Source organism: Microbacterium paraoxydans (assembly GCF_019056515.1).
In the GTDB taxonomy this organism is placed as follows: domain Bacteria; phylum Actinomycetota; class Actinomycetes; order Actinomycetales; family Microbacteriaceae; genus Microbacterium.
The window spans coordinates 52463-70662 of record NZ_CP064874.1; the positions used below are offsets into that span (position 1 = coordinate 52463).

Genomic DNA, 18200 nt, shown 5'->3' on the forward strand with positions numbered 1-18200 from the left:
GGCGACATTGCGGCCGATCGGGGGCTAGTCTGTGGCGCCGGCATCCCCTCGACGCACCCAGTCGTCGACCTCGCTCGCCTGGAACTTCCACAGGCGCCCGACCTTGTGCGCCGGCATCCCCTTGTCGGAGATCCAGGCATAAATCGTGTCTTTCGTCACACCCAAGTGCTCAGCGATGTCGTCGGCAGAGAGCCATGGTTCGGACATTCACGCCCCTATGCAGATTGAGCCGGAAGTTTCCGGGTATGACCGAGCCTACCCCGAGCGCTCGGTATCCGAGCCATCGCCATTCGCCCTTGTCGTGCCCTCGCCGCCAATCACCTCGAGAAGCTCCTCGAGCTGTAGGTGAAGGACGTCGTAGGCCTGCATGTAGAACATGTGATCCATGGCTGACGGCGGTGTGTCGTCGAGGTCCGCGAGTACCTCTCGAGCCTCGCGGATCGCTGTCTGCAGCCGGGTCTCGATTCCGGGCAGGCTCTGGATCCAGGCGTCGATCACGCTGAACGGGATCGGTGCGAAGCCGTAGGCGTCGACGCCGACATGGAACTGGTGGCCGTTGGGGCCGTGGTCGCGGGCATGCGTGTGCCCGTGGAGAAGCGGGATGCCGTCGTCCCAGCGCGGGCGATGCGACGTGTGTCGATCCTGTTCCTGGCTGTCACCGCCGTACGGGTAGTGCGAGGCAATGATCCTGTACCCGTGGCGCGTCCCTTCGATCACCTCTGGGAGGATCTCCCACCCCGCCGCTTCGTACATGGGCGTGAATCTCTCGATCGCCCGTTTCGACTGGGTTGCGGGCGAGACGCGATCGTGGTTCCCAGGCACGAGTAGCTTGCGCCCGTTGAGCCGCGCGGTGAGCCCGATCGATTCCTCGATCGGACCGAGTGCTACGTCACCAAGGTGCAGGACGACGCTGCCTGGTGAGACCGTGTCGTTCCACCGGCGCACAAGGTCGTCGTTCATCTCGTCGACCGTGGAGTATGGCCGACCGGCCAGCTCGCTGATGCGGGCGTGGCTGAAGTGGGTGTCGGAGGTGACGAAGTCGACCTGGTCGAAGTCAAACCACGGATATTCACGCATCGCCGACTGAAGCTCCGGACTCAGTTTCGTTGAGGCCGAACGCCCGCCGGAGCGTGCGCTCCGCGTCGCCTGCGGGCTCGGGAGGCAGCTGGGCGATCTCGCTCTGCAGCTGCTCCCGCGCATCTTCGATCAGTCCCCGGTTCTCGTCGCGCCACTCCCGAACGCCAGAGTCGCGCAGAAGCCCATGCCCTGCACTGCCGTCGTATCCGAGTAGTAGCTCTGTGCCGAGGGCGGACGCCATGACGCGTGCATCGACGGTGCGGCTCGCGCGCAGGATGGACAGCGTCGTTGCGGCATCCGCGCCCGACACGTCGACGCGGTAGTTCTGGATGTCGCCGTGCTCGGTTGTCTCGGTGCCGACATGAGTGACGACGATGGTGCGATCGCCGATGATGATCTCGCGCATGCGACCTCCTGACATCGAGCCGGCCAAGCTATCAGCAGTTGACGCCGGCGCGGCCGTGGATACGCCCTGGCCGAACGACGTCGTCGTGTCCCGGAATGTAGGCAATCGCGCCGAGTCGGGACCAGTAGCTGATCAGCCAACGGTGCAAGAGATCGGTCTGCTCGCGGCGTTCGAGCAAGGTGCGGTCCGGGTCTTCGATGATGTCGTCCCAATCGGGGCTCGAGAACACGGCATCGATCAGCTCGGCGCACGATGGGCCGGTACCGTGTCGATCCCACCACGCGAGAGTCAGTCGCCCTGCTTGGGTTGCGTTCGTGGAGCCCCCGGGTTCTTCGATGGTCCCGATGAGTGCGCTGAGGTAGGGATCTTCGGCGGCCAGGACGAAGGAATCTTGGTTCAGTTCCGCCGCGCTCATACAGTGCAGAATGCCATACGGATTAGGGCGTGTCTGACAAAGGTTGAGGGGATCGGTTGAGACGCTGGAGCGGTGACGCGGTTTCGGTTGCTTACGGATGCTCAGTGGTCTCTGATCGATGGGATGTTGCCGAGGCCGACGGGTCGCCCGGGTCGGAAGTTCTCGGACGCGCGGACGATGCTGGAAGGGATCATTTACCGGTATCGGTGCGGGATCGCGTGGCGCGATCTTCCTGCAGTGTTCGGCCCGTGGCAGACCGTGTGGACCTGGCATCGCAGGCTCGCGACCGAAGGCACCTGGGACTCGATCGTGCAGTCGCTGATCGCGCAGGCCGACGCCGAGGGGCTGGTGGACTGGTCGGTATCGGTGGATTCGACGATCACGCGGGCGCATCAGCACGCGACGAACACGAGTCGCCCCACAGGGGGCTGTATCGAATTACACGAATCCGGGCGTCGAGCCGCCTGATCATGCTATCGGCCGCTCCCGGGGCGGCCTGTCGACGAAGATCCACCAGCTCGTTGACGGGAAGGGGCTGCCGCTGGTCACGGTGATCACCCCCGGACAGGCCGGTGATTCGCCGATGCTGCTGCCCTTGCTGGATCAGCTTCGCGTGGGTCGCCCCGTCGGTCGCCCTCGCACCCGCCCGGACGCGGTCCGGGGCGACAAGGCGTACTCGTCCCGCGCGATCCGGTCACGCTTGCGGGGGCGTGGGATCAAAGCCGTGATCCCCGAGCCCCGCGACCAGCAGGGGCACCGGAAGCGTCGCGGTTCACGAGGCGGAAGGCCTGTCGGGCTCGACACCGACGACTACAAGAACCGCAACGTGATCGAACGCCGGTTCTGCCACGCCAAGCAATGGCGAGGCCTCGCGACCCGCTACGACAAACACGCGATCACCTACCGCGCCGCCGTCCTCATCCACGCCGCCATCGCCTGGACCAGAACGCTGTCAGACGCACCCTAGCCGGCTGGCCCTGAGTCCGATGAGACGTCGCACAACCGAAGGGATACGAGGCGGTCGCCCTGTCATGGTTCACTCGGCGGCGCGCCGGGCGCCGCCTGGCGGAGCCGCCCTCTCAGCGGACGGGTTCGTCGGCGTGCCGGACGTCGTCCGACGACGCATCCCCGGCTTCCGTCGCCGCCCCGTGGATCGGATGGCTTCGCTCGAGCGCGGCGCCCTCGACGTCGACGTTCGGGAGGATCCGATCGAGCCAGCGCGGCAGCCACCACGCCTTCTCGCCGAGCAGGTGCATGAGCGCGGGGATCAGCAACAGCCGCACCACGAACGCATCGAACAGCACGCCGATCGCGAGGCCGAAGCCGAGCGGTCGCACGAGCGCCAGGTGCGAGAAGATGAACCCGCCGAACACCGACACCATGATGATGGCCGCCGCGGTGACCACCGCTCGCCCGTTCCGTAGCCCGGCGACAACCGCCGTCCGGGCCGGCACCCCGTGCACGAACGCCTCTCGCATTCCGGTCACCAGGAAGAGCTGGTAATCCATCGCGAGACCGAACAGCACGCCGATGAGGATGATCGGTGCGAAGTTCAGCACCGGTCCGGGGGTGTGGACGCCGAACACCGGCCCGAGCCATCCCCACTGGTAGATCGCCACCACGGCTCCGAGTGCGGCGAACAGCGACAGCACGAACCCGGCTGTCGCGATCAGCGGCACGAGGATCGAGCGGAACACCAGCACGAGGATGAGCAGCGACAGCCCCACGACCAGCGCGAGGTACACCGGCAGCACGCCGGCGAGTTTCTCGGAGATGTCGATGTTGCCGCTGGCCTGGCCTGCCACCCCGAGCTCGATGTCTCCGATCGGCGAGAGCTCGCGCAGGTCGTGCACGAGCTGCTCGGTCGATTCGGTGGACGGTCCGCCGATCGGCACGACCTGGAAGGCGAGGAAGTCGCGGTCCTCGGACACTCCGACCGGCGCGACCGCGACCACGCCGCCCTGCTCGAGCAGCTGACCGGCTAGGTCGGCCTGTACCGCGACGACGTCGTCCTCATCGATCGGGGCCGGCAGCGCGGCGGTGACGAGCAGCGGTCCGTTCTGGCCGGCTCCGAATGCCTCGGCCGCGGACGTGTAGGCCCGGTACTGGCTGGAGTCGACGGGCTCGGATGACCCGTCGGGCATGCCGAGCCGCATGGAGAGCGCCGGGATCGCGATGATGAGCAGCGCGCCGACGGCGAGTGCGGCGCGCGCGAACGCACGCGAGGTCTTCATGGGCTTCAGCTCGGGGCGAGCGTGCGATTCGTGGCCGATCTGGCCGCGAGCCCGCCGATTGACGATCCGGAGGCCGATGATCCCGAGCATCGCAGGCGTCAGGGTCACCGACAGGAGTACCGCGACCAGCACGCATCCGGCCGCGACCGTTCCCATGACGCCGACGAAGGGGATGCCGGTCACGTTCAGGGCGAGCAGTGCGACGAGCACCGTCGAGCCTGCGAAGACCACGGCGTTGCCCGACGTGCCGTTCGCGAGGGCGATGGATTCGTGCACGTCGACACCGGCGAGCACTTGCCGTCGATGGCGGTTGATGATGAACAGCGCGTAGTCGATGCCCACGGCCAGTCCGAGCATCATGCCGAGCACGGGGGTGGCCGACGACATGTCCACGACGCCCGAGAAGGCCAGCGACCCGGCGACGCCGACGCCGACGCCGACGAGTGATGAGACGATCGGCAGCAGCGCCGGCAGCAGCGCGCGGAACATGATGACGAGCGTGAGCAGCGCGAGCGCGACGCCGACGATCTCGCCGATGCCGATGAGTCCCTCGACCGCGGTGGCGATCGTCGCCGAGTAGTAGTCGACCTGCACCCCGTCGATTTCGGCCTGGTCGAGTTCGTCCGAGACCGCTTCCACGACCTCGGACGGGACGGAGAACACGTCGTCCTCGAACATCACCACGCCGATCGCAGTGGCACCGTCCTCGGACACGGTTCGGATCTCCGAGGCGGCATCCATGAGCACCCGCGCGTCATCGAGCTGAGCGCGCTGCTCGGCGAGTTCGCCGGCACCGGCGTCCAGCTCGCCGCGGCGATCCTCGAGCTGAGCGGCACCGGCATCGAGCTCGGCCTGCTGCGCGGCGAACTGCGCCGCTGCGAGCGCGTACGTCCCCGCGGACTTCGCTTCAGCGATGGCCGCGTCGAGTTGCGCCTGAGCGGCCTCGAGCTGGGTTCGCGCAGCCTCGATCTGAGTGGAGCCCTCGTCGAGCTGGCGCTGCGCTTCGTCGAGCTGGGCCGCGCCGGCTTCGAGCTGCTGCTCCTGTTCGGCGCGATCGGACGTCGCGACGAAGGGGTCGACCACATCGGCCACGCCGTCGATTCCGTCGATCTCGGCCAACATCGCGGAGATATCCCCCTGCTGGGCCTCGGTGAAGTCGGATCCGTCCTCCGTCCGGAACACGATGGTGCCGGTTCCGCCCCCGAGTTCCCCCAGTTCTTCGGTGAGCCGCTCGGTGACGCGCTCGGTCTCGGTGCCCGGGATGCTCATGCTCGACGTCAGCGTGCCGCCGAAGGAGACGAAGGCTCCGACAGCCAGGGCGAGTGCGGCGATCCAACCGGCGACCACGGCCCACGGTCGGCGCGCGGCGAATCGTCCGACACGGTAGAGGAGTTCTGCCACGCGAGAGGCCTTTCATGAGGAGACGAGACGAGGGCGCACCTACGAGCCACCACCGAGGATAGCCGACATTTGTCGGAAATCGGAGCGGCTGGGTTCTGCGTGGCGTCTCCCCATCCCGCTGGCACAATCGACGCATGGATGCCCGCGTCGTCCGCACCCGACGGTCCCTGCAGGAGTCGCTGTTCGCCTTGGCTCGCGAGCGGCCGCTCGAGGAACTCACCGTCGCCGACATCGTGCAGCGGGCAGGAGTGAATCGGAGCAGCTTCTATCAGCATTACGCCGACAAGGACACCCTTCTCGCCGATGCCATCGACACGGCGGTCGAGCAGGCAGGGACCTTCCTGCCTGAAACGATCACCGCACCGGACGGCCCGCAACGCGCGCTCCTCGCCTACCTGCGACACATCGACGAGCATGTGGCGGTCTATCAGCGCGTGCTCGGACGCCACGGCTCGGCCGCGGTGGCGTTCAGGTTGCGTGATCGCATCGAGGCCGTTGCCCGCGAGGGCCTCGGGCGAATGGGCACGCACGCATTCGAAGGGATCCCCCTCGACGTCGTCAGTGCCGGCATCGCCGGCTCAGCACTCGGCGTCATCGAGGCGTGGCTCGCGCGCGACCCCCGACCGCGAGTCGAGACCGCTGCGGACTGGGTATGGCGTGTGCTCGTCGGCGTCGGCGATGCAATGGAGGAGGGGCGCTGACGGTACGCCCCGTCCACAGCCGGCTAGGGTGCGTCTGACAGCGTTCTGGTCCAGGCGATGGCGGCGTGGATGAGGACGGCGGCGCGGTAGGTGATCGCGTGTTTGTCGTAGCGGGTCGCGAGGCCTCGCCATTGCTTGGCGTGGCAGAACCGGCGTTCGATCACGTTGCGGTTCTTGTAGTCGTCGGTGTCGAGCCCGACAGGCCTTCCGCCTCGTGAACCGCGACGCTTCCGGTGCCCCTGCTGGTCGCGGGGCTCGGGGATCACGGCTTTGATCCCACGCCCCCGCAAGCGTGACCGGATCGCGCGGGACGAGTACGCCTTGTCGCCCCGGACCGCGTCCGGGCGGGTGCGAGGGCGACCGACGGGGCGACCCACGCGAAGCTGATCCAGCAAGGGCAGCAGCATCGGCGAATCACCGGCCTGTCCGGGGGTGATCACCGTGACCAGCGGCAGCCCCTTCCCGTCAACGAGCTGGTGGATCTTCGTCGACAGGCCGCCCCGGGAGCGGCCGATAGCATGATCAGGCGGCTCGACGCCCGGATTCGTGTAATTCGATACAGCCCCCTGTGGGGCGACTCGTGTTCGTCGCGTGCTGATGCGCCCGCGTGATCGTCGAATCCACCGATACCGACCAGTCCACCAGCCCCTCGGCGTCGGCCTGCGCGATCAGCGACTGCACGATCGAGTCCCAGGTGCCTTCGGTCGCGAGCCTGCGATGCCAGGTCCACACGGTCTGCCACGGGCCGAACACTGCAGGAAGATCGCGCCACGCGATCCCGCACCGATACCGGTAAATGATCCCTTCCAGCATCGTCCGCGCGTCCGAGAACTTCCGACCCGGGCGACCCGTCGGCCTCGGCAACATCCCATCGATCAGAGACCACTGAGCATCCGTAAGCAACCGAAACCGCGTCACCGCTCCAGCGTCTCAACCGATCCCCTCAACCTTTGTCAGACACGCCCTAGGCCTCATGCGGTAGTGGGTGGTGCCTCGACTCTCCGGTGTTGGAATCAGCGGATCGTGAGATCAGGAGTATCGGCTGGCAGGAGGTCGCCAATCTCCACGTCGAGCACCTGCGCCACGGCCAACAGCGTCCTGACTGACGGGTTCGCGGGAGTGCCTGGCCGAGACTCGCCCTTCTCGAGCTTCTGATACGTGTAGCGACTGAGGTTCGCCTCGTACGCGACACGATCTTGGCTGTAGCCGACGCGCGCCCGCTCGCGCTGAATGTTCTGACCAAGCTCGCGGGCGTATTGTTCCCAGGCGGTCGGTGGAGTCGCGTGGGAGGGCACGCACCCAGGCTTCCGATTAGGCCTTCGCAAGTAGGCCTAATCGGTATGGCAATCTCGGCCTGCAGCGGGAGTCCCGGCGCGTGAAGCGATCAGCTGCCGCGAGGCGTGGGTGTGGGGGAACGCTTCATCGGAGTGACGTTGCGCGTTGGGTCTTCACCGCGGAGCAGCTGATTCTCGACGTGCAGCTCGGCCACCGCGGTCGCTGCGATCGTGAGTTGCGCCTCGAGTTCGCGAATTCGCGCGCGGAGGCCCGCGATCTGTGTCCCACGGTCCGCGAGTGATCGGTTGAGCGCTTCGAGTTCACGATCGCGCGGCTGGGTTCCGCCTGCCCGCAATGCCCACTCTTCGAGCACGGACTTCGCGCGGTTCATCGTCGCGCGGCTGACACCGGCTTCGCGGTAGAGGTTCTCCTTGATGAGACGGCCGTCGGTGCGCACTGCTGTGCCAGCGAAGAGCCGCTCCATCGCATCGCGGAGCTTGCGTTCCGACGTGCTGATGGGTTCAGGCATCCGTGAATCTCCTCGTGATCTTGCGTACGTCTTTGAGTTCGGCCTCGAGCTGCTCGCGATTGTGCGACGCCATGCTGCGGTCGCGGAGCTTTGCCACCAGATCGCGCTCTTCGGCGACCCACACGGGCGCGTGTTCATCGGTCACGACCGAATTGCCGCAGGTGGTCGGCTTGCACCGGTTGGGGATCACACCGCTTGCGGCAGCCTCGGCAGACAGACCTTTGAGGCAGGCCGCCTGTTCCGGATCGCCGAGGCAGTGGTTGATCGTTCCCCACCGCAGCGTGCTGAAGCGGTCACGCAGCAGAGTGCGCAGGGTCCGCTCATCTCCGACCTTCACTGCGATGTCGACCTCGGCGGTGGCGTTCACGAGCTCGTCTCGGAAGCGTTGTGCGCCTGCGCCGGCGAGCTTGATGTCGTCGACAGAGTCGGACGACCACATGCCGACGAGGCGTGAGGCGACGGCCTCCTGCAGTTCGTGCTCGAACTCGGCGGCCCACTCGGGCGTTTCGCTCGCATACCCAGACGTTGTGCCGTTCGCTACGGCCCGACGCGCTGCGTGCTTCAGCTGGATACCGAGCGCGACTTCGCCATCCGGTTGTTGGGCAGTGATGACGGCCATCGTGCGTCGAAACATGTGCGGGGCGAGATGGAAGTGTGGGATCGGCTCGAAGCCGGCCTCTCGCCCAATGTCGTTGAGCTGGGGTATGAGCTTCTTCAACTCGTCGTGCCGGTCGAAGGTCACCAGTTGGCCTTCGCTCTTCTGGCTGCGTCGACTCGATCCGAAGACGGCTTCGCCCACCGCGAGCCGCTCGGCGACGCTGATCGCCTGTGCTACCGGCTCGATGATCCACCAGTTGCGGCGATGCGTTCCGCGCTTGCCTTTCCGTAACTGGGATGCGACCGCGGGCGCACCGTAGAAGGTCGTGAGCGCTCCCTTCTTGATGCTCAGCAGCTCGGAGTCGCGCATCATCGAAAGTGCCGCACAGAAGACGTAGCACGCGTTGCGAAGAACCTTGAGTTGAACTCGAATCGTGGCCGGATCGAAGCCATCGATCCAAGGGCCGGTGGAGCCGTCGGCCTTCCGCACGTCCGTGATCTTCGAGCGCAGGCCACCGCGCGCAGTGGAGATCTCGCCGGCGTCGATGGCTCTGGCGATTCGTTCGCGTCGGCGCCGCACCTCACTCCGTGATGTCTCGGCGAATAGGTGTTTGCTGTGGCCATCGGAAACGAGCAGCGATAGGAGAGTCCAGTGGATCTCACCTTCCGTGAAGCGGCCGGCGGACATGCGATGGAGGGGAACAGTCGACCCGGCGGCGACGAGCCAGGTCTCGATTGCGTCGTCGGGATCGCGGACAGCACGGCGTTCCTCGGGTGGACGCTCGAGAGTCGACCATTTGTCGGCGGCCGCGAAGATGTCGTGCGAGAAGACATCGATGTACTGCCAGCAGGCGCGAAGTAGCGGCCACCAGACGTGAGGTGGGATGACGGGCGTGCTCAGCTCCTCGCTGAACTTCTGCCCGCTCAGCGCGATCGTGGTCGCCTCACCCCACGGGCGGAACGGGATCCCTCCACCTGTGATGACCCGGTCGTACTGGTGGAGCGCACGGACGGACTCAATCGCTGCGCGCGTGGAGGACGGGGGAATGCTCGGCTTGATGTCACCAAGGAAGCAGTCGAGATCCGCTTGGTGGAGCTCATTCAGGGGGACACTGTCGAGGTGCTCGGCATGCCAGGACGCGAATCTCTTGAGTCCGTCGAGTCTTGTGCGGATCGTCTTGGTCTGCGCGGGCGCGGCGGTCAGGTAGAGGCTCTGATCACGAAGGACCTGGTGTCCCGGATTGAGCATGGCCATCGCGATCTCGCGGGCGCGAAGATTCCAGTCTCCGGTGAACGCGCCGAAGAGCAGCACCGCTGAGTGGCGCCCCGCCGCGGGGTTCCAACCGAGTGCGCGCAAGTCCCAGCGGGAGTCGTCACCGAACGAAGAGACGGGGTACGACTCCTCTCGATAGTGATGAGGGAGCACAGATTGCTGGGCGCGCCAGTAGGTGCTGGCGGGGGCGAGTCTCGAGGCATGGCGTGCGGCAGAATCAAGACTCACAGGTGGACTCCTCGCTGAGCGATGGGGACGTGGACGACTGCGTCGAGATCGTGGGAGCGTTGGGCTCGCTCTCGCTCCGCCGGAGTGAACTCATCCAGGATGCGCTCGATGTTCCTGAGCTGCTGTCCATGGGTTGCCGCGAACTGGGCGGGCTCCATCTCGTTCTGGTGTCCGCGAAGGATCTCGCGATAGGCGAGGATTCGAGGCAGGTGGTCGGTGAACACGATCGCGTTGGGGCACGCGAAGCACATCGATGGCCGATGCTCGCATAGACGCCCGCTTCGGCCGTAGGGAGAGTCGTACGGTGAGCTGCAGTGCGCGACGTTCATGGCTCGATCCGTCGACGTCGACTCCAACTCGGCTACCGCAGCCACCGCAAGCTCGGGTCGCTCACCAGCCCGGATCGACGCAGCACTGGCCTTCACGAACACTGGGCCGCTGACACGGTCGAAGACCTGCTGTTGAGCTGCGTTGACCGCTGCGCCGGCCAGCACGTGAACTGTCGTCGTCTGCGCGTAGTGGCGCTGGTAGACGGCGATGCTGTGGTCATCGCCTGCCGCAATGTCGGCGCTTCGGAGCACCGCCGCTCGCACACTCTTGACTGTCTTTCGCAGTCGGCGCGCGTCGTGAGGTCTGGAGATGGCAGGTGTGATCGACGTCAGAAGGGACGAGAACGAATTCGAGAACGAATCTGGGCGTACCTCAAGGCGTCTTGACGAAGTTCGGAACACGCTCAAGAACAGGGCGTCATGCACCGGCGACGGGCTGGCTTCCCTCAGTTCCCTCGCCCTGGAAGTCGCAGCGAGAACCCGCTCGATGAGATCGCCCGACTTCCATCCGCTGCCGCTGGCAGATCCGGACGTGGCGCAGCGTACGATCCGGCTGCGGTGGGCGCGGGCCTTGTACAGACGGACGCGTAGCGTGTCGGGGTCTGAGATGTCGATGTCGCTCAGCGAGACGTTCGACCACTCCTCGGGAGCGGCGCCCGTCTCGAGCTGCAGCAGCGTCCTGAACGCGACCAGGTCGTCGCTCGAGGGATAGAGATATGACAGCAATCGCCTGACAACCCGGCCGGAGCCTCCATACGTCGTCGCGTGTTCGGTTTCGAACGCCTCGTGCAGGTCGTTGAGGACGCCTCGGTCGCACGCCAGCATGGCCTCGCGCTCCACCATGATGCCGTCCGTCCGTCCCAGGTGGTGGATGCCCCAGAGGATATCTTCCGCGCGTGACCACCCGTCACCGCGAGGATCGCGCCCGACCTCGAGCAGTTGATGTCCGATCGAGAGTCGCTCCTCCAGCTCTCGGATGCGGCTGCGGCAGGTATCACGAATCGCAAGACGCTCGGCATTCGAGAACTCGTCGAGAGGCGTCGCGCCGCCGCCCTGATGCAAGACCTGCCCGTCGGCCCACCGCTCGACGTCGAGGCCGACGTCTCGACCGTTCGCGATGTGGACTCGGACCAACCTTCGAAGCTGTCGACCGTACTTGTACGGCATGGTGCTCTCGGCGGGGTACGCGGCAGCCAGCCCCGACTCCCACTCATGGATCCCGTCGACCACGACGCGATCGGCCCATGCGAGGCTTGCGGTTCGCGGGCACGCATTGGTGAGACTGCGAAGGAGACTGATGACCGCAACACGGTACTGATATGCCGTGCCGTCAGCCAGCGCGAACGTGCGTCTCATGTCGACGAGTGCGTCCGAGAGCTCAGCGGCCAGGATCGGGTGCGCGAAGTCCAGCGGTCTGATCGTGCCGTCGTTGCTCCCGCCCGCGATCGTGAACGTCATCCGACGAGGGGAGAGGTCGTGGCCGGTCATTCTGCCTTCCGATCCGCGAGGACGGCGTCGGCGAAGGTCGCGGCCTCGTCGCTCCAGCTCTCGAACACGTCCTGGATGAGTGCGTCTGTGTCCTCGATGTATCGCAGGTAGATCATGGTCGTGGCAGGGTTCGAATGGCCAAGAAGTCGCTGCACAGTCAGTCTCGGGTTGATCGCTATGTGCTCGGACAGAGTGGCCGGTCCGAGGTTGCCAGCGCGGCGGTCGGCCTCACGGGCGAGCGCGACATCGGTGAGTGCCTTGAGGAGCACGACGGCGAAGGTGTGACGCAGATCATGCGGTGTGATTTGCGCTCGGCGCCCTCCCATCTCAACTTCAGCGAGCTCAAGGGTGCGACGACTCGCCGCGGCAAACGTGGCATGCCAGGCTCGTCGACTTATCGGTAGCCCCCCTCGGCCCAGGAACAATCCCAGCGCCTCGAGCCCGTGATCGCGTTCGATCACCGCGATTCGGCGCAGGTGCGGCGGGAGGAGATGTAGTGGCCATCTCGACCGGCGCCCGTCGAGCCGCCCACGGATGACGCCGGCAGAGACGTCGAGCTCGTCGACGACAAACAGATCGGCTCGACGCGACCATAGTGAGTTGGCAGATGCGCGAACGACGGCACGGCGCTCCGTTCGGCGATAGAGGTCGACGGCGCGCAGTGCGGTGAGCGGAACATGGACACGGCGCCGCTTCTGGTACTTGGCGCATGCTTCGAGGAGTACGGAGGCACCCGTGCCGGCGGGTGCGGGCAGCTCGGCATCCAGCAACGTCGAAAACTCGCCGAGTCGCATCCCTGTCGTCACGGCGACCTGCGCGCCAGCCTGGGAACGCAAGCTCGTTCTTCCCCGCCAACTCGCATCCAGCTCGCCGAGTGCGGTTTGCCCACCGAGGCCGATGTCGCGGAATGCGCGCCACTGCGCCTGACTCAACGGGCGTATGTCTGGCTCACTCCGCCACGGGTTGCGAAGCGCTGACGATCTCCCGATGGTGATCCACGGCTCACGACGAACCTGCCCGGTCTGCACGAGAAGCTGGTAGATCCCGTGAACGACGACGACGTCGCGTCGCCAGGTTGCCGGCGAGACTGCGCGATCCCCACCGCCGAGCCGCCACTCTCGGTACGCGACGATATCGTCGGCCGACGCGTGCACCACGTCAGTCCCACGATCTTCGAGGAATCCAGCGAAGCGAAGCGCGTCGTACGCGTAGTTGCGCACTGTCGACGTTGACGTCGAACCCGCAATGACCCGGAAGTAGGTCTGCCAGGGCTCAACCGGTCGCCATCGATCGTCGAGCAGCACGGGCAGTCCGTCGGGAAGCGAACGTGAGCTCGCGTAGACGTCGCGCGTGTCTTCGTCGACGTCAGTGGGCACGGCGAGTTGGTGGTTGATGAAACGCAGATGCATCGCTCTCCGAGGTTGTTCGGGTGGTCGATTGAGACACTGACCGAACGTACACATAACGGCGTGCGGCTGTGGCAACTTCCTGGTGGTCGGCTACCGACAGATGCGAGCCCTCGATCTTGAGGTTCTGCTGCGGATCCAAGAGCTGTCCGGTGAGACGGCCCGCACAATGTTCTTCACCGAGGAGCACCTCGCCGTGCGGCTGTCGAGCTTCCACGGGATCGAGCTCGAGGAATGGCCCGCGCAGATCGCAGCGACGGCGCTGCACCTGGTGGAACACCAGGCAAACCAGGCGATGGAGCTGGCGCTTGGATCTGCACCAGATCCGCTGCCGCTGGACAAGATCAAGAGCATCGTCGTCGGCAACGCGCTGCGTGTCGACTGGGCAGCTGTCCTACAACCGACTGAGCACCTGTACATCATGGGCAATCCGCCCTTCCTCGGCCACGCCACCCGCTCGACCGAGCAAGCGCAGGAACTTCGCGACGTGTGGCGGAGGGACGACATCGGTCGGCTGGACTATGTCACCGGCTGGTACGCGAAGGCTCTCGAGCTGCTCGGCCGTCCCGGCTACCGAGGCGAGTTCGCGTTCGTCTCGACAAACTCGATCGCACAGGGAGAGCCGGTGCCAGCGCTCTTCGGCCCTGTGTTTGCCGCAGGGTGGCGCGTCAAGTTCGCGCACCGGACGTTCGCGTGGACCAGTGAAGCGCCCGGCGCTGCGGCAGTGCATTGCTCGGTGATCGGTTTTGACCGGCCGTCGAGGAAGAGAGCGCGGCTGTTCGACTACTCAGGAAACCTCAAGGGCGAGCCCGTCGAGATCCCCGTCGTGGATCAGCTCAACGGATACCTGGTCGACGGTCCCATTGTGCTAATCGATCAGCGGCGAAGCCCGCTGGCGTCGGCTCTCCCTCCGATGGTGTTCGGGAACATGGCTCGCGACGACGGCAATCTCCTGATCGAGCCGGCCGACTATGCGGAAGTGATGGCAGATCCGATCGCCGCGAAGTACGTCCGGCCGTTTGTCGGCGCCCGACAGCTCATCCACAACGAACCCCGGTGGTGCCTGTGGCTCGTGGATCTTGACCCCAGCGACATCGCCCGATCCCCGATACTCCGCGGGCGGCTGGATGCCGTGCGTCAGTTCCGCGCAGCGTCGAAGGCCGAGTCCACGCGACAGATGGCGGACACGCCGCACCTGTTCGGTCAAAGGTCGCAACCCGACACGCCCTATGTCTGTGTGCCGCGGCATGTGAGCGAGACACGCAAGTTCTTCCCGACCGCCCTGTTCACCCCTGATGTGATCTGCGGTGACGCGAACTTCAAGGCAGACGACCCAGACGGCCTCGCCTTCGCAGTGATCTCGTCGTCGGCATTCATCACCTGGCAGCGCACTATCGGCGGTCGCCTTGAGTCTCGTCTGCGCTTCTCGAGCACCCTGACGTGGAACACTTTCCCCTTGCCCGCCCTCACCGACACGCAGCGTGCCGCCATCATCGCCGGGGGGCAAGCCGTTCTGGATGCGAGAGCGCTACGCCCAGAACGCTCGCTCGCAGACCACTACAACCCCCTCGCGATGTCGCCCGAACTGCTCCGGGCGCATCGTGAGCTCGACACTGCTGTCGACAAGGCCCTGGGCCTGCGGGGGATAGCGACGGAGGCTGACCGACTGCGAGCGCTGTTCGCCAGCTATGCGAAGCTCACCACGGTCGACGAGCTCGCGATGCCGAAGAAACGTCCCCGCAAGGCGACAGCAGCGAGTGCGGCATCGTGAGCTGGCCGTACCCGACCGTCCGCGTCGATGGGACCGCGACGGTCGATGAGGAAGGGGAGAATCAGGTCTGCGCCTGTGGCAATGATTCGTGGACTCAGGACTGGCGGAGCGCCGATCGTCTTGGGCGTCTTGCCTTCGATGCTGCTGGTTCGGCCGACCCCGACGAGTTCGCGGTCTGCCCAGTGTGCGGCCGTGTGTATCCCAACGCTGCTCTGTTCCACGGCGCCGCGGCCGCGGTGGCTCGCTATGAGATCACTAGTGCCGAGTTCATTGCTGCGCTACAGCGGTATGACCACGACGCCTACGGATCCGGCGGGTCGCTGACGAGCTGAGTCACGCGGTCGTCGTCGGCACGGGGCTGTCGGTGCGCCGGCATAGTGTTCGCTGTTGTGGTGCAGCACTGGTCTCCGATGTCTCAGCTGCAGGCGTCGCCGGAGCCGGGGATCTGGTACGTGTTCGACCACAGCAAGAGGATCGCGATCATCCGCCATGTCGAGATCCGCGGCCGTAGGCTGCTGCGTTCCGTGACGTTCGATCGCGATCCCGAGCGGCGAGTGTTGATCGGCTACTTCCCCGACGATGCAATGAGGCTCGCTGTCGAGTGCACCTGGTCGGAGTATGTGAGGGCGACTGGTCCACCGGTGAGCAATCGTCGATGATCGCGTGCCACCGGGGCAAGAGAAAACGGCACCCGGCCGGAGCGTGGAAATTGTCACATTCACCAACGATCCAACTGAGGAGGAGCCATCGCCCCGAGGGGCGGAAGGGAACCTGCTCAACAGCCGGGTGCCGCGCCTTAGTGTACCGCGCGGGGCGGTCAGAGCGGGGTGGATTGGAGGAGCTCGTCAGCGACTCGGTCGAGCAGCTGAGGGGTGAGCTGCTCGTGGCGTCCTGCGCGCTTTATGGCGTCGATCGTCGCGAGGATCGTGGTGTGCGCGTCCGGTGCAGAGGGGATGGTCTTCTGTGCCTGTCGGATGCGTGCGCTGAGCTCAAGGATCGCGGTCTCGTCGCGTTCATTGTTCGCGTAGCCGGCGGCGAGCTCGAGCGACTTGTGTAGCAGGCGGGTCTCGGTGGTGGTGAGCGGTGCGGTCATCGTGTCCTCGTGTTCAGGAGATCTGCGGTCAGTCGGGCGAAGCGTGTGTCGACGTCGCGCTGGTCGGGGAGATCGACGTCGGCCGCGATGGGTCGGGCGTCGTAGAAGTGGTGCCGGATGACGCGGCCCCGGTGGTCGACCAGGCCCTCACCCTCGCCCTCGATCGGCTCGAGCAGAGCGACGATGGTGACGGCGAGCTCGCGTGCTGTCGCGCGCTCCCGGATGAGGGCATGATCTCCGAGGCGCAGTGCCGGCCACGCAGTGAGCTCGGGGTCGGTCATGAGGGTGTTCCTTCCTTGCTTCTGGGGGAGGAGCGGCGTAGCCGCCGAGCGGATTTGGGGAGGGGTTCGTTGCGAGGCAGCTTCGCGAGGCGCCAGTCATCGCGGACGGCGATCGCGGCGGCGAAACAGGTCATGAGCGTGGGGTGGTGGTGGTTGGCGCATCCGGCGCGGGTCTGACATCCGAGGTCGTAGCCCTCGGGGCTGCCGTGGATGATCTGTCGAGCGACCTCGTCGGAAAGCATGGCCTGGTCCTCAGTCGAAGCTGGCGTCGATCAGGAGGTCGAGCGCGTCGGCGAGCTCACGGAGCCTGTAGCTGCGTCGACCGGCGATGACGTGGCCGAACAGGTTGACGAAGTGCAGCTCGCGAGTGGTGGTGTCGGCGACGGCGACGGTATGGACGTCGTGAGCGTCGATGTACTGCCAGCTGATGATGTAGTTGCGGCCGGCGACGTGCGCTTGAGCCCAGCGGAAAAGCAGTGCACCGAGCGGACCATCTTCGGATGCGCGGGTCGAGTAGGGGTCGGCTGGCACGATCGCGTCGACGGAATGGAAGCCGACAGAGGAGCGGGAGATCTCGTAGCTGTCCAGCGGGATGTCGAGGAAGAGATCGTTGTAACGGGTGCCGGTGTCATCGGTGATGACGATGTTGTTCAGAGTGCTCATCGTTGTCAGTCCTCTCGGGTGGGGGGTCATGCGGCGCAGCTGGCGAGCTGCGCGCGGAGCGTGGAGTAGTCGGCCGGGTTGACCGTCAGCTGGTAGGCGGTGAGGACGTCGACGAAGCGCGCAGCGTAGGCGCATCCGTAGTCCGCGTTCGGGGGCATCCATTCGGAGGGGCCGCGATCGCTCTTCGACTGGTTGGTGCTGCCGTCCGTGGCCTGCAGATTGAGAGGATCGTTGGCGAAGCGCTCACGCTGGGCCTCGTCCCATTCGTCGGCGCCCTGACGCCACCCCCACGCGAGCGGCACGACATGGTCGATCTGCACGAGCTCACTCGTGCCCTGGCCGCGCTCGAAGGCGATCGTGAGCCCGGTGTAAGGGTCGTGAAGCGTTCCGGTGAGGACGACGCAGTCGTGTGTGCCGGGCTTGGTGGTGATGTTCTCGAGCGCGGCCGCGAGTGCGTCGTTGCGCTGGTCACAGCCGTTGCGGTCGATGTCGGCCCAGCGTTGCCCGAACGCGTCACGGTCGTAGCTGTCCTGGTCGGCTGCATCGGCCACGACGAGCTGCTCGAGCTCATCGAGGGCTGCGGCGGCGTCCGCGGAGATCTCTGCGGTAGGCACAGGCACAGGCGCGGGCGCGGTGTCGGTGAGGTCGCTGACGCCGGAGGGCTGGCTGGTGATCGCGATCGCGCCAGCGAGCAGGGCGACGACAACAGCGCCGGCGGCGGAGGCGAGGCGTGTGGTTCGGCGGTTCATGAGTGGTCCGTTCAGAGGAAGAGGGCGGCGCCGAGTACGACGGCCGCGGCGACCGCGGCGACGCTGAGGAGAAGGGTGACGAGGAACTTGAGGCTGCGCCGTACCGTGCGCTCTGCGCGGCGTGCAGTGTCGACGGTGACGAGGATGCCGACGAGGCCGCCGCTGCCCAGCAGAAGGGGAGCGAAGTCGCGGGCGGTAGACAGGGCGAGATCCATGGGTTCCTCCGGGGTATTCGTCTAGGGGTATAGGTCGCAGTTCGGGGTGTTCGCGGACAGAGATTCTCG

21 protein-coding genes are annotated in these 18200 nt (G+C 66.0%); 4 read left to right on the forward strand and 17 right to left on the reverse strand.

Annotation, left to right across the window (positions count from 1 at the left end; all coding sequences use genetic code 11):
• Window positions 1–24: 24 nt before the first annotated feature.
• The 4 genes from IZR02_RS16990 to IZR02_RS17005 are packed head-to-tail and all read right to left on the reverse strand — an operon-like array spanning window position 25 to window position 1898.
• On the reverse strand, window positions 25–207 hold the full coding sequence (locus IZR02_RS16990; RefSeq protein WP_217316618.1) for a helix-turn-helix domain-containing protein: 183 nt from the start codon (window positions 205–207) through the stop codon (window positions 25–27).
• Between the two features lie 48 nt (window positions 208–255).
• Window positions 256–1077 carry a hypothetical protein gene (locus tag IZR02_RS16995; protein ID WP_217316619.1) on the reverse strand — a complete coding sequence of 274 codons (822 nt, stop codon included), beginning with the start codon at window positions 1075–1077 and terminating at the stop codon, window positions 256–258.
• A complete protein-coding gene (locus tag IZR02_RS17000; RefSeq protein ID WP_217316620.1) occupies window positions 1070–1483 on the reverse strand; it encodes a hypothetical protein in 414 nt (137 codons plus the stop codon). The genes IZR02_RS16995 and IZR02_RS17000 overlap by 8 nt, the downstream gene beginning before the upstream one ends.
• 31 nt (window positions 1484–1514) lie before the next feature.
• The gene (locus IZR02_RS17005) at window positions 1515–1898 is read right to left on the reverse strand and encodes a hypothetical protein (protein ID WP_217316621.1); all 384 of its coding nucleotides are present in this window, start codon (window positions 1896–1898) and stop codon (window positions 1515–1517) included.
• 72 nt (window positions 1899–1970) lie between these two features.
• Here IZR02_RS17005 and IZR02_RS17010 point away from each other — a divergent pair.
• A protein-coding gene (locus tag IZR02_RS17010) for an IS5 family transposase (RefSeq protein WP_102209980.1) occupies window positions 1971–2865 on the forward strand; the annotation gives its coding sequence in 2 pieces (ribosomal slippage) (window positions 1971–2321 and window positions 2323–2865; 894 coding nt in all).
• A gap of 112 nt (window positions 2866–2977) precedes the next feature.
• Here IZR02_RS17010 and IZR02_RS17015 read toward each other — a convergent pair.
• Window positions 2978–5533, reverse strand: coding sequence for an MMPL family transporter (locus tag IZR02_RS17015; protein WP_061681791.1), 2556 nt, complete (start codon window positions 5531–5533; stop codon window positions 2978–2980).
• Window positions 5534–5667: 134 nt separating this feature from the next.
• Between IZR02_RS17015 and IZR02_RS17020 the strand changes: the two genes are divergently transcribed.
• Window positions 5668–6234, forward strand: coding sequence for a TetR/AcrR family transcriptional regulator (locus tag IZR02_RS17020; protein ID WP_061681787.1), 567 nt, complete (start codon window positions 5668–5670; stop codon window positions 6232–6234).
• A gap of 23 nt (window positions 6235–6257) precedes the next feature.
• Here the strand turns inward: IZR02_RS17020 and IZR02_RS17025 are convergent.
• The 6 genes from IZR02_RS17025 to IZR02_RS17050 form a co-directional block, all read right to left on the reverse strand.
• Window positions 6258–7152, reverse strand: a protein-coding gene (locus IZR02_RS17025) for an IS5 family transposase (protein ID WP_102209980.1) whose coding sequence is annotated in 2 segments (ribosomal slippage) — window positions 6258–6800 and window positions 6802–7152 — 894 coding nt in all. Because the reading frame shifts where the segments join, the coding sequence is not laid out codon by codon here.
• A 95-nt stretch (window positions 7153–7247) separates the two neighbouring features.
• Entirely contained in the window at window positions 7248–7529 is a 282-nt protein-coding gene (locus IZR02_RS17030; RefSeq protein ID WP_217316622.1) for a helix-turn-helix transcriptional regulator, read from the reverse strand.
• Window positions 7530–7618: 89 nt separating this feature from the next.
• Window positions 7619–8038, reverse strand: coding sequence for a hypothetical protein (locus IZR02_RS17035; protein ID WP_217316623.1), 420 nt, complete (start codon window positions 8036–8038; stop codon window positions 7619–7621).
• Entirely contained in the window at window positions 8031–10136 is a 2106-nt protein-coding gene (locus IZR02_RS17040; RefSeq protein ID WP_217316624.1) for a hypothetical protein, read from the reverse strand. The genes IZR02_RS17035 and IZR02_RS17040 overlap by 8 nt, the downstream gene beginning before the upstream one ends.
• Window positions 10133–11923 carry a hypothetical protein gene (locus tag IZR02_RS17045; protein ID WP_217316625.1) on the reverse strand — a complete coding sequence of 597 codons (1791 nt, stop codon included), beginning with the start codon at window positions 11921–11923 and terminating at the stop codon, window positions 10133–10135. The genes IZR02_RS17040 and IZR02_RS17045 overlap by 4 nt, the downstream gene beginning before the upstream one ends.
• A gap of 26 nt (window positions 11924–11949) precedes the next feature.
• The gene (locus IZR02_RS17050) at window positions 11950–13329 is read right to left on the reverse strand and encodes a tyrosine-type recombinase/integrase (protein WP_217316626.1); all 1380 of its coding nucleotides are present in this window, start codon (window positions 13327–13329) and stop codon (window positions 11950–11952) included.
• 85 nt (window positions 13330–13414) lie between these two features.
• Between IZR02_RS17050 and IZR02_RS17055 the strand changes: the two genes are divergently transcribed.
• Together IZR02_RS17055 and IZR02_RS17060 are read left to right on the forward strand one after the other, a co-directional pair.
• Window positions 13415–15130, forward strand: coding sequence for a DNA methyltransferase (locus tag IZR02_RS17055; RefSeq protein ID WP_367997131.1), 1716 nt, complete (start codon window positions 13415–13417; stop codon window positions 15128–15130).
• Window positions 15127–15462 carry a hypothetical protein gene (locus IZR02_RS17060; RefSeq protein ID WP_005052756.1) on the forward strand — a complete coding sequence of 112 codons (336 nt, stop codon included), beginning with the start codon at window positions 15127–15129 and terminating at the stop codon, window positions 15460–15462. The genes IZR02_RS17055 and IZR02_RS17060 overlap by 4 nt, the downstream gene beginning before the upstream one ends.
• A 485-nt stretch (window positions 15463–15947) precedes the next feature.
• On the opposite strand, the gene IZR02_RS17065 is transcribed toward IZR02_RS17060, so the two are convergent.
• The 6 genes from IZR02_RS17065 to IZR02_RS17090 are packed head-to-tail and all read right to left on the reverse strand — an operon-like array spanning window position 15948 to window position 18131.
• Window positions 15948–16223: a hypothetical protein gene (locus IZR02_RS17065; RefSeq protein WP_005052758.1), complete on the reverse strand. Its 276-nt coding sequence runs from the start codon at window positions 16221–16223 to the stop codon at window positions 15948–15950.
• Window positions 16220–16504: a hypothetical protein gene (locus tag IZR02_RS17070; protein WP_005052760.1), complete on the reverse strand. Its 285-nt coding sequence runs from the start codon at window positions 16502–16504 to the stop codon at window positions 16220–16222. Before IZR02_RS17070 ends, IZR02_RS17065 begins: the two co-directional genes overlap by 4 nt.
• Window positions 16501–16746: a hypothetical protein gene (locus IZR02_RS17075; RefSeq protein ID WP_005052762.1), complete on the reverse strand. Its 246-nt coding sequence runs from the start codon at window positions 16744–16746 to the stop codon at window positions 16501–16503. Before IZR02_RS17075 ends, IZR02_RS17070 begins: the two co-directional genes overlap by 4 nt.
• A 10-nt stretch (window positions 16747–16756) precedes the next feature.
• On the reverse strand, window positions 16757–17167 hold the full coding sequence (locus IZR02_RS17080; RefSeq protein WP_005052764.1) for a hypothetical protein: 411 nt from the start codon (window positions 17165–17167) through the stop codon (window positions 16757–16759).
• Between the two features lie 26 nt (window positions 17168–17193).
• Entirely contained in the window at window positions 17194–17916 is a 723-nt protein-coding gene (locus tag IZR02_RS17085) for an HNH endonuclease family protein (protein ID WP_005052767.1), read from the reverse strand.
• An 11-nt stretch (window positions 17917–17927) separates the two neighbouring features.
• Window positions 17928–18131, reverse strand: coding sequence for a hypothetical protein (locus tag IZR02_RS17090; protein WP_005052768.1), 204 nt, complete (start codon window positions 18129–18131; stop codon window positions 17928–17930).
• Window positions 18132–18200 lie beyond the last annotated feature (69 nt).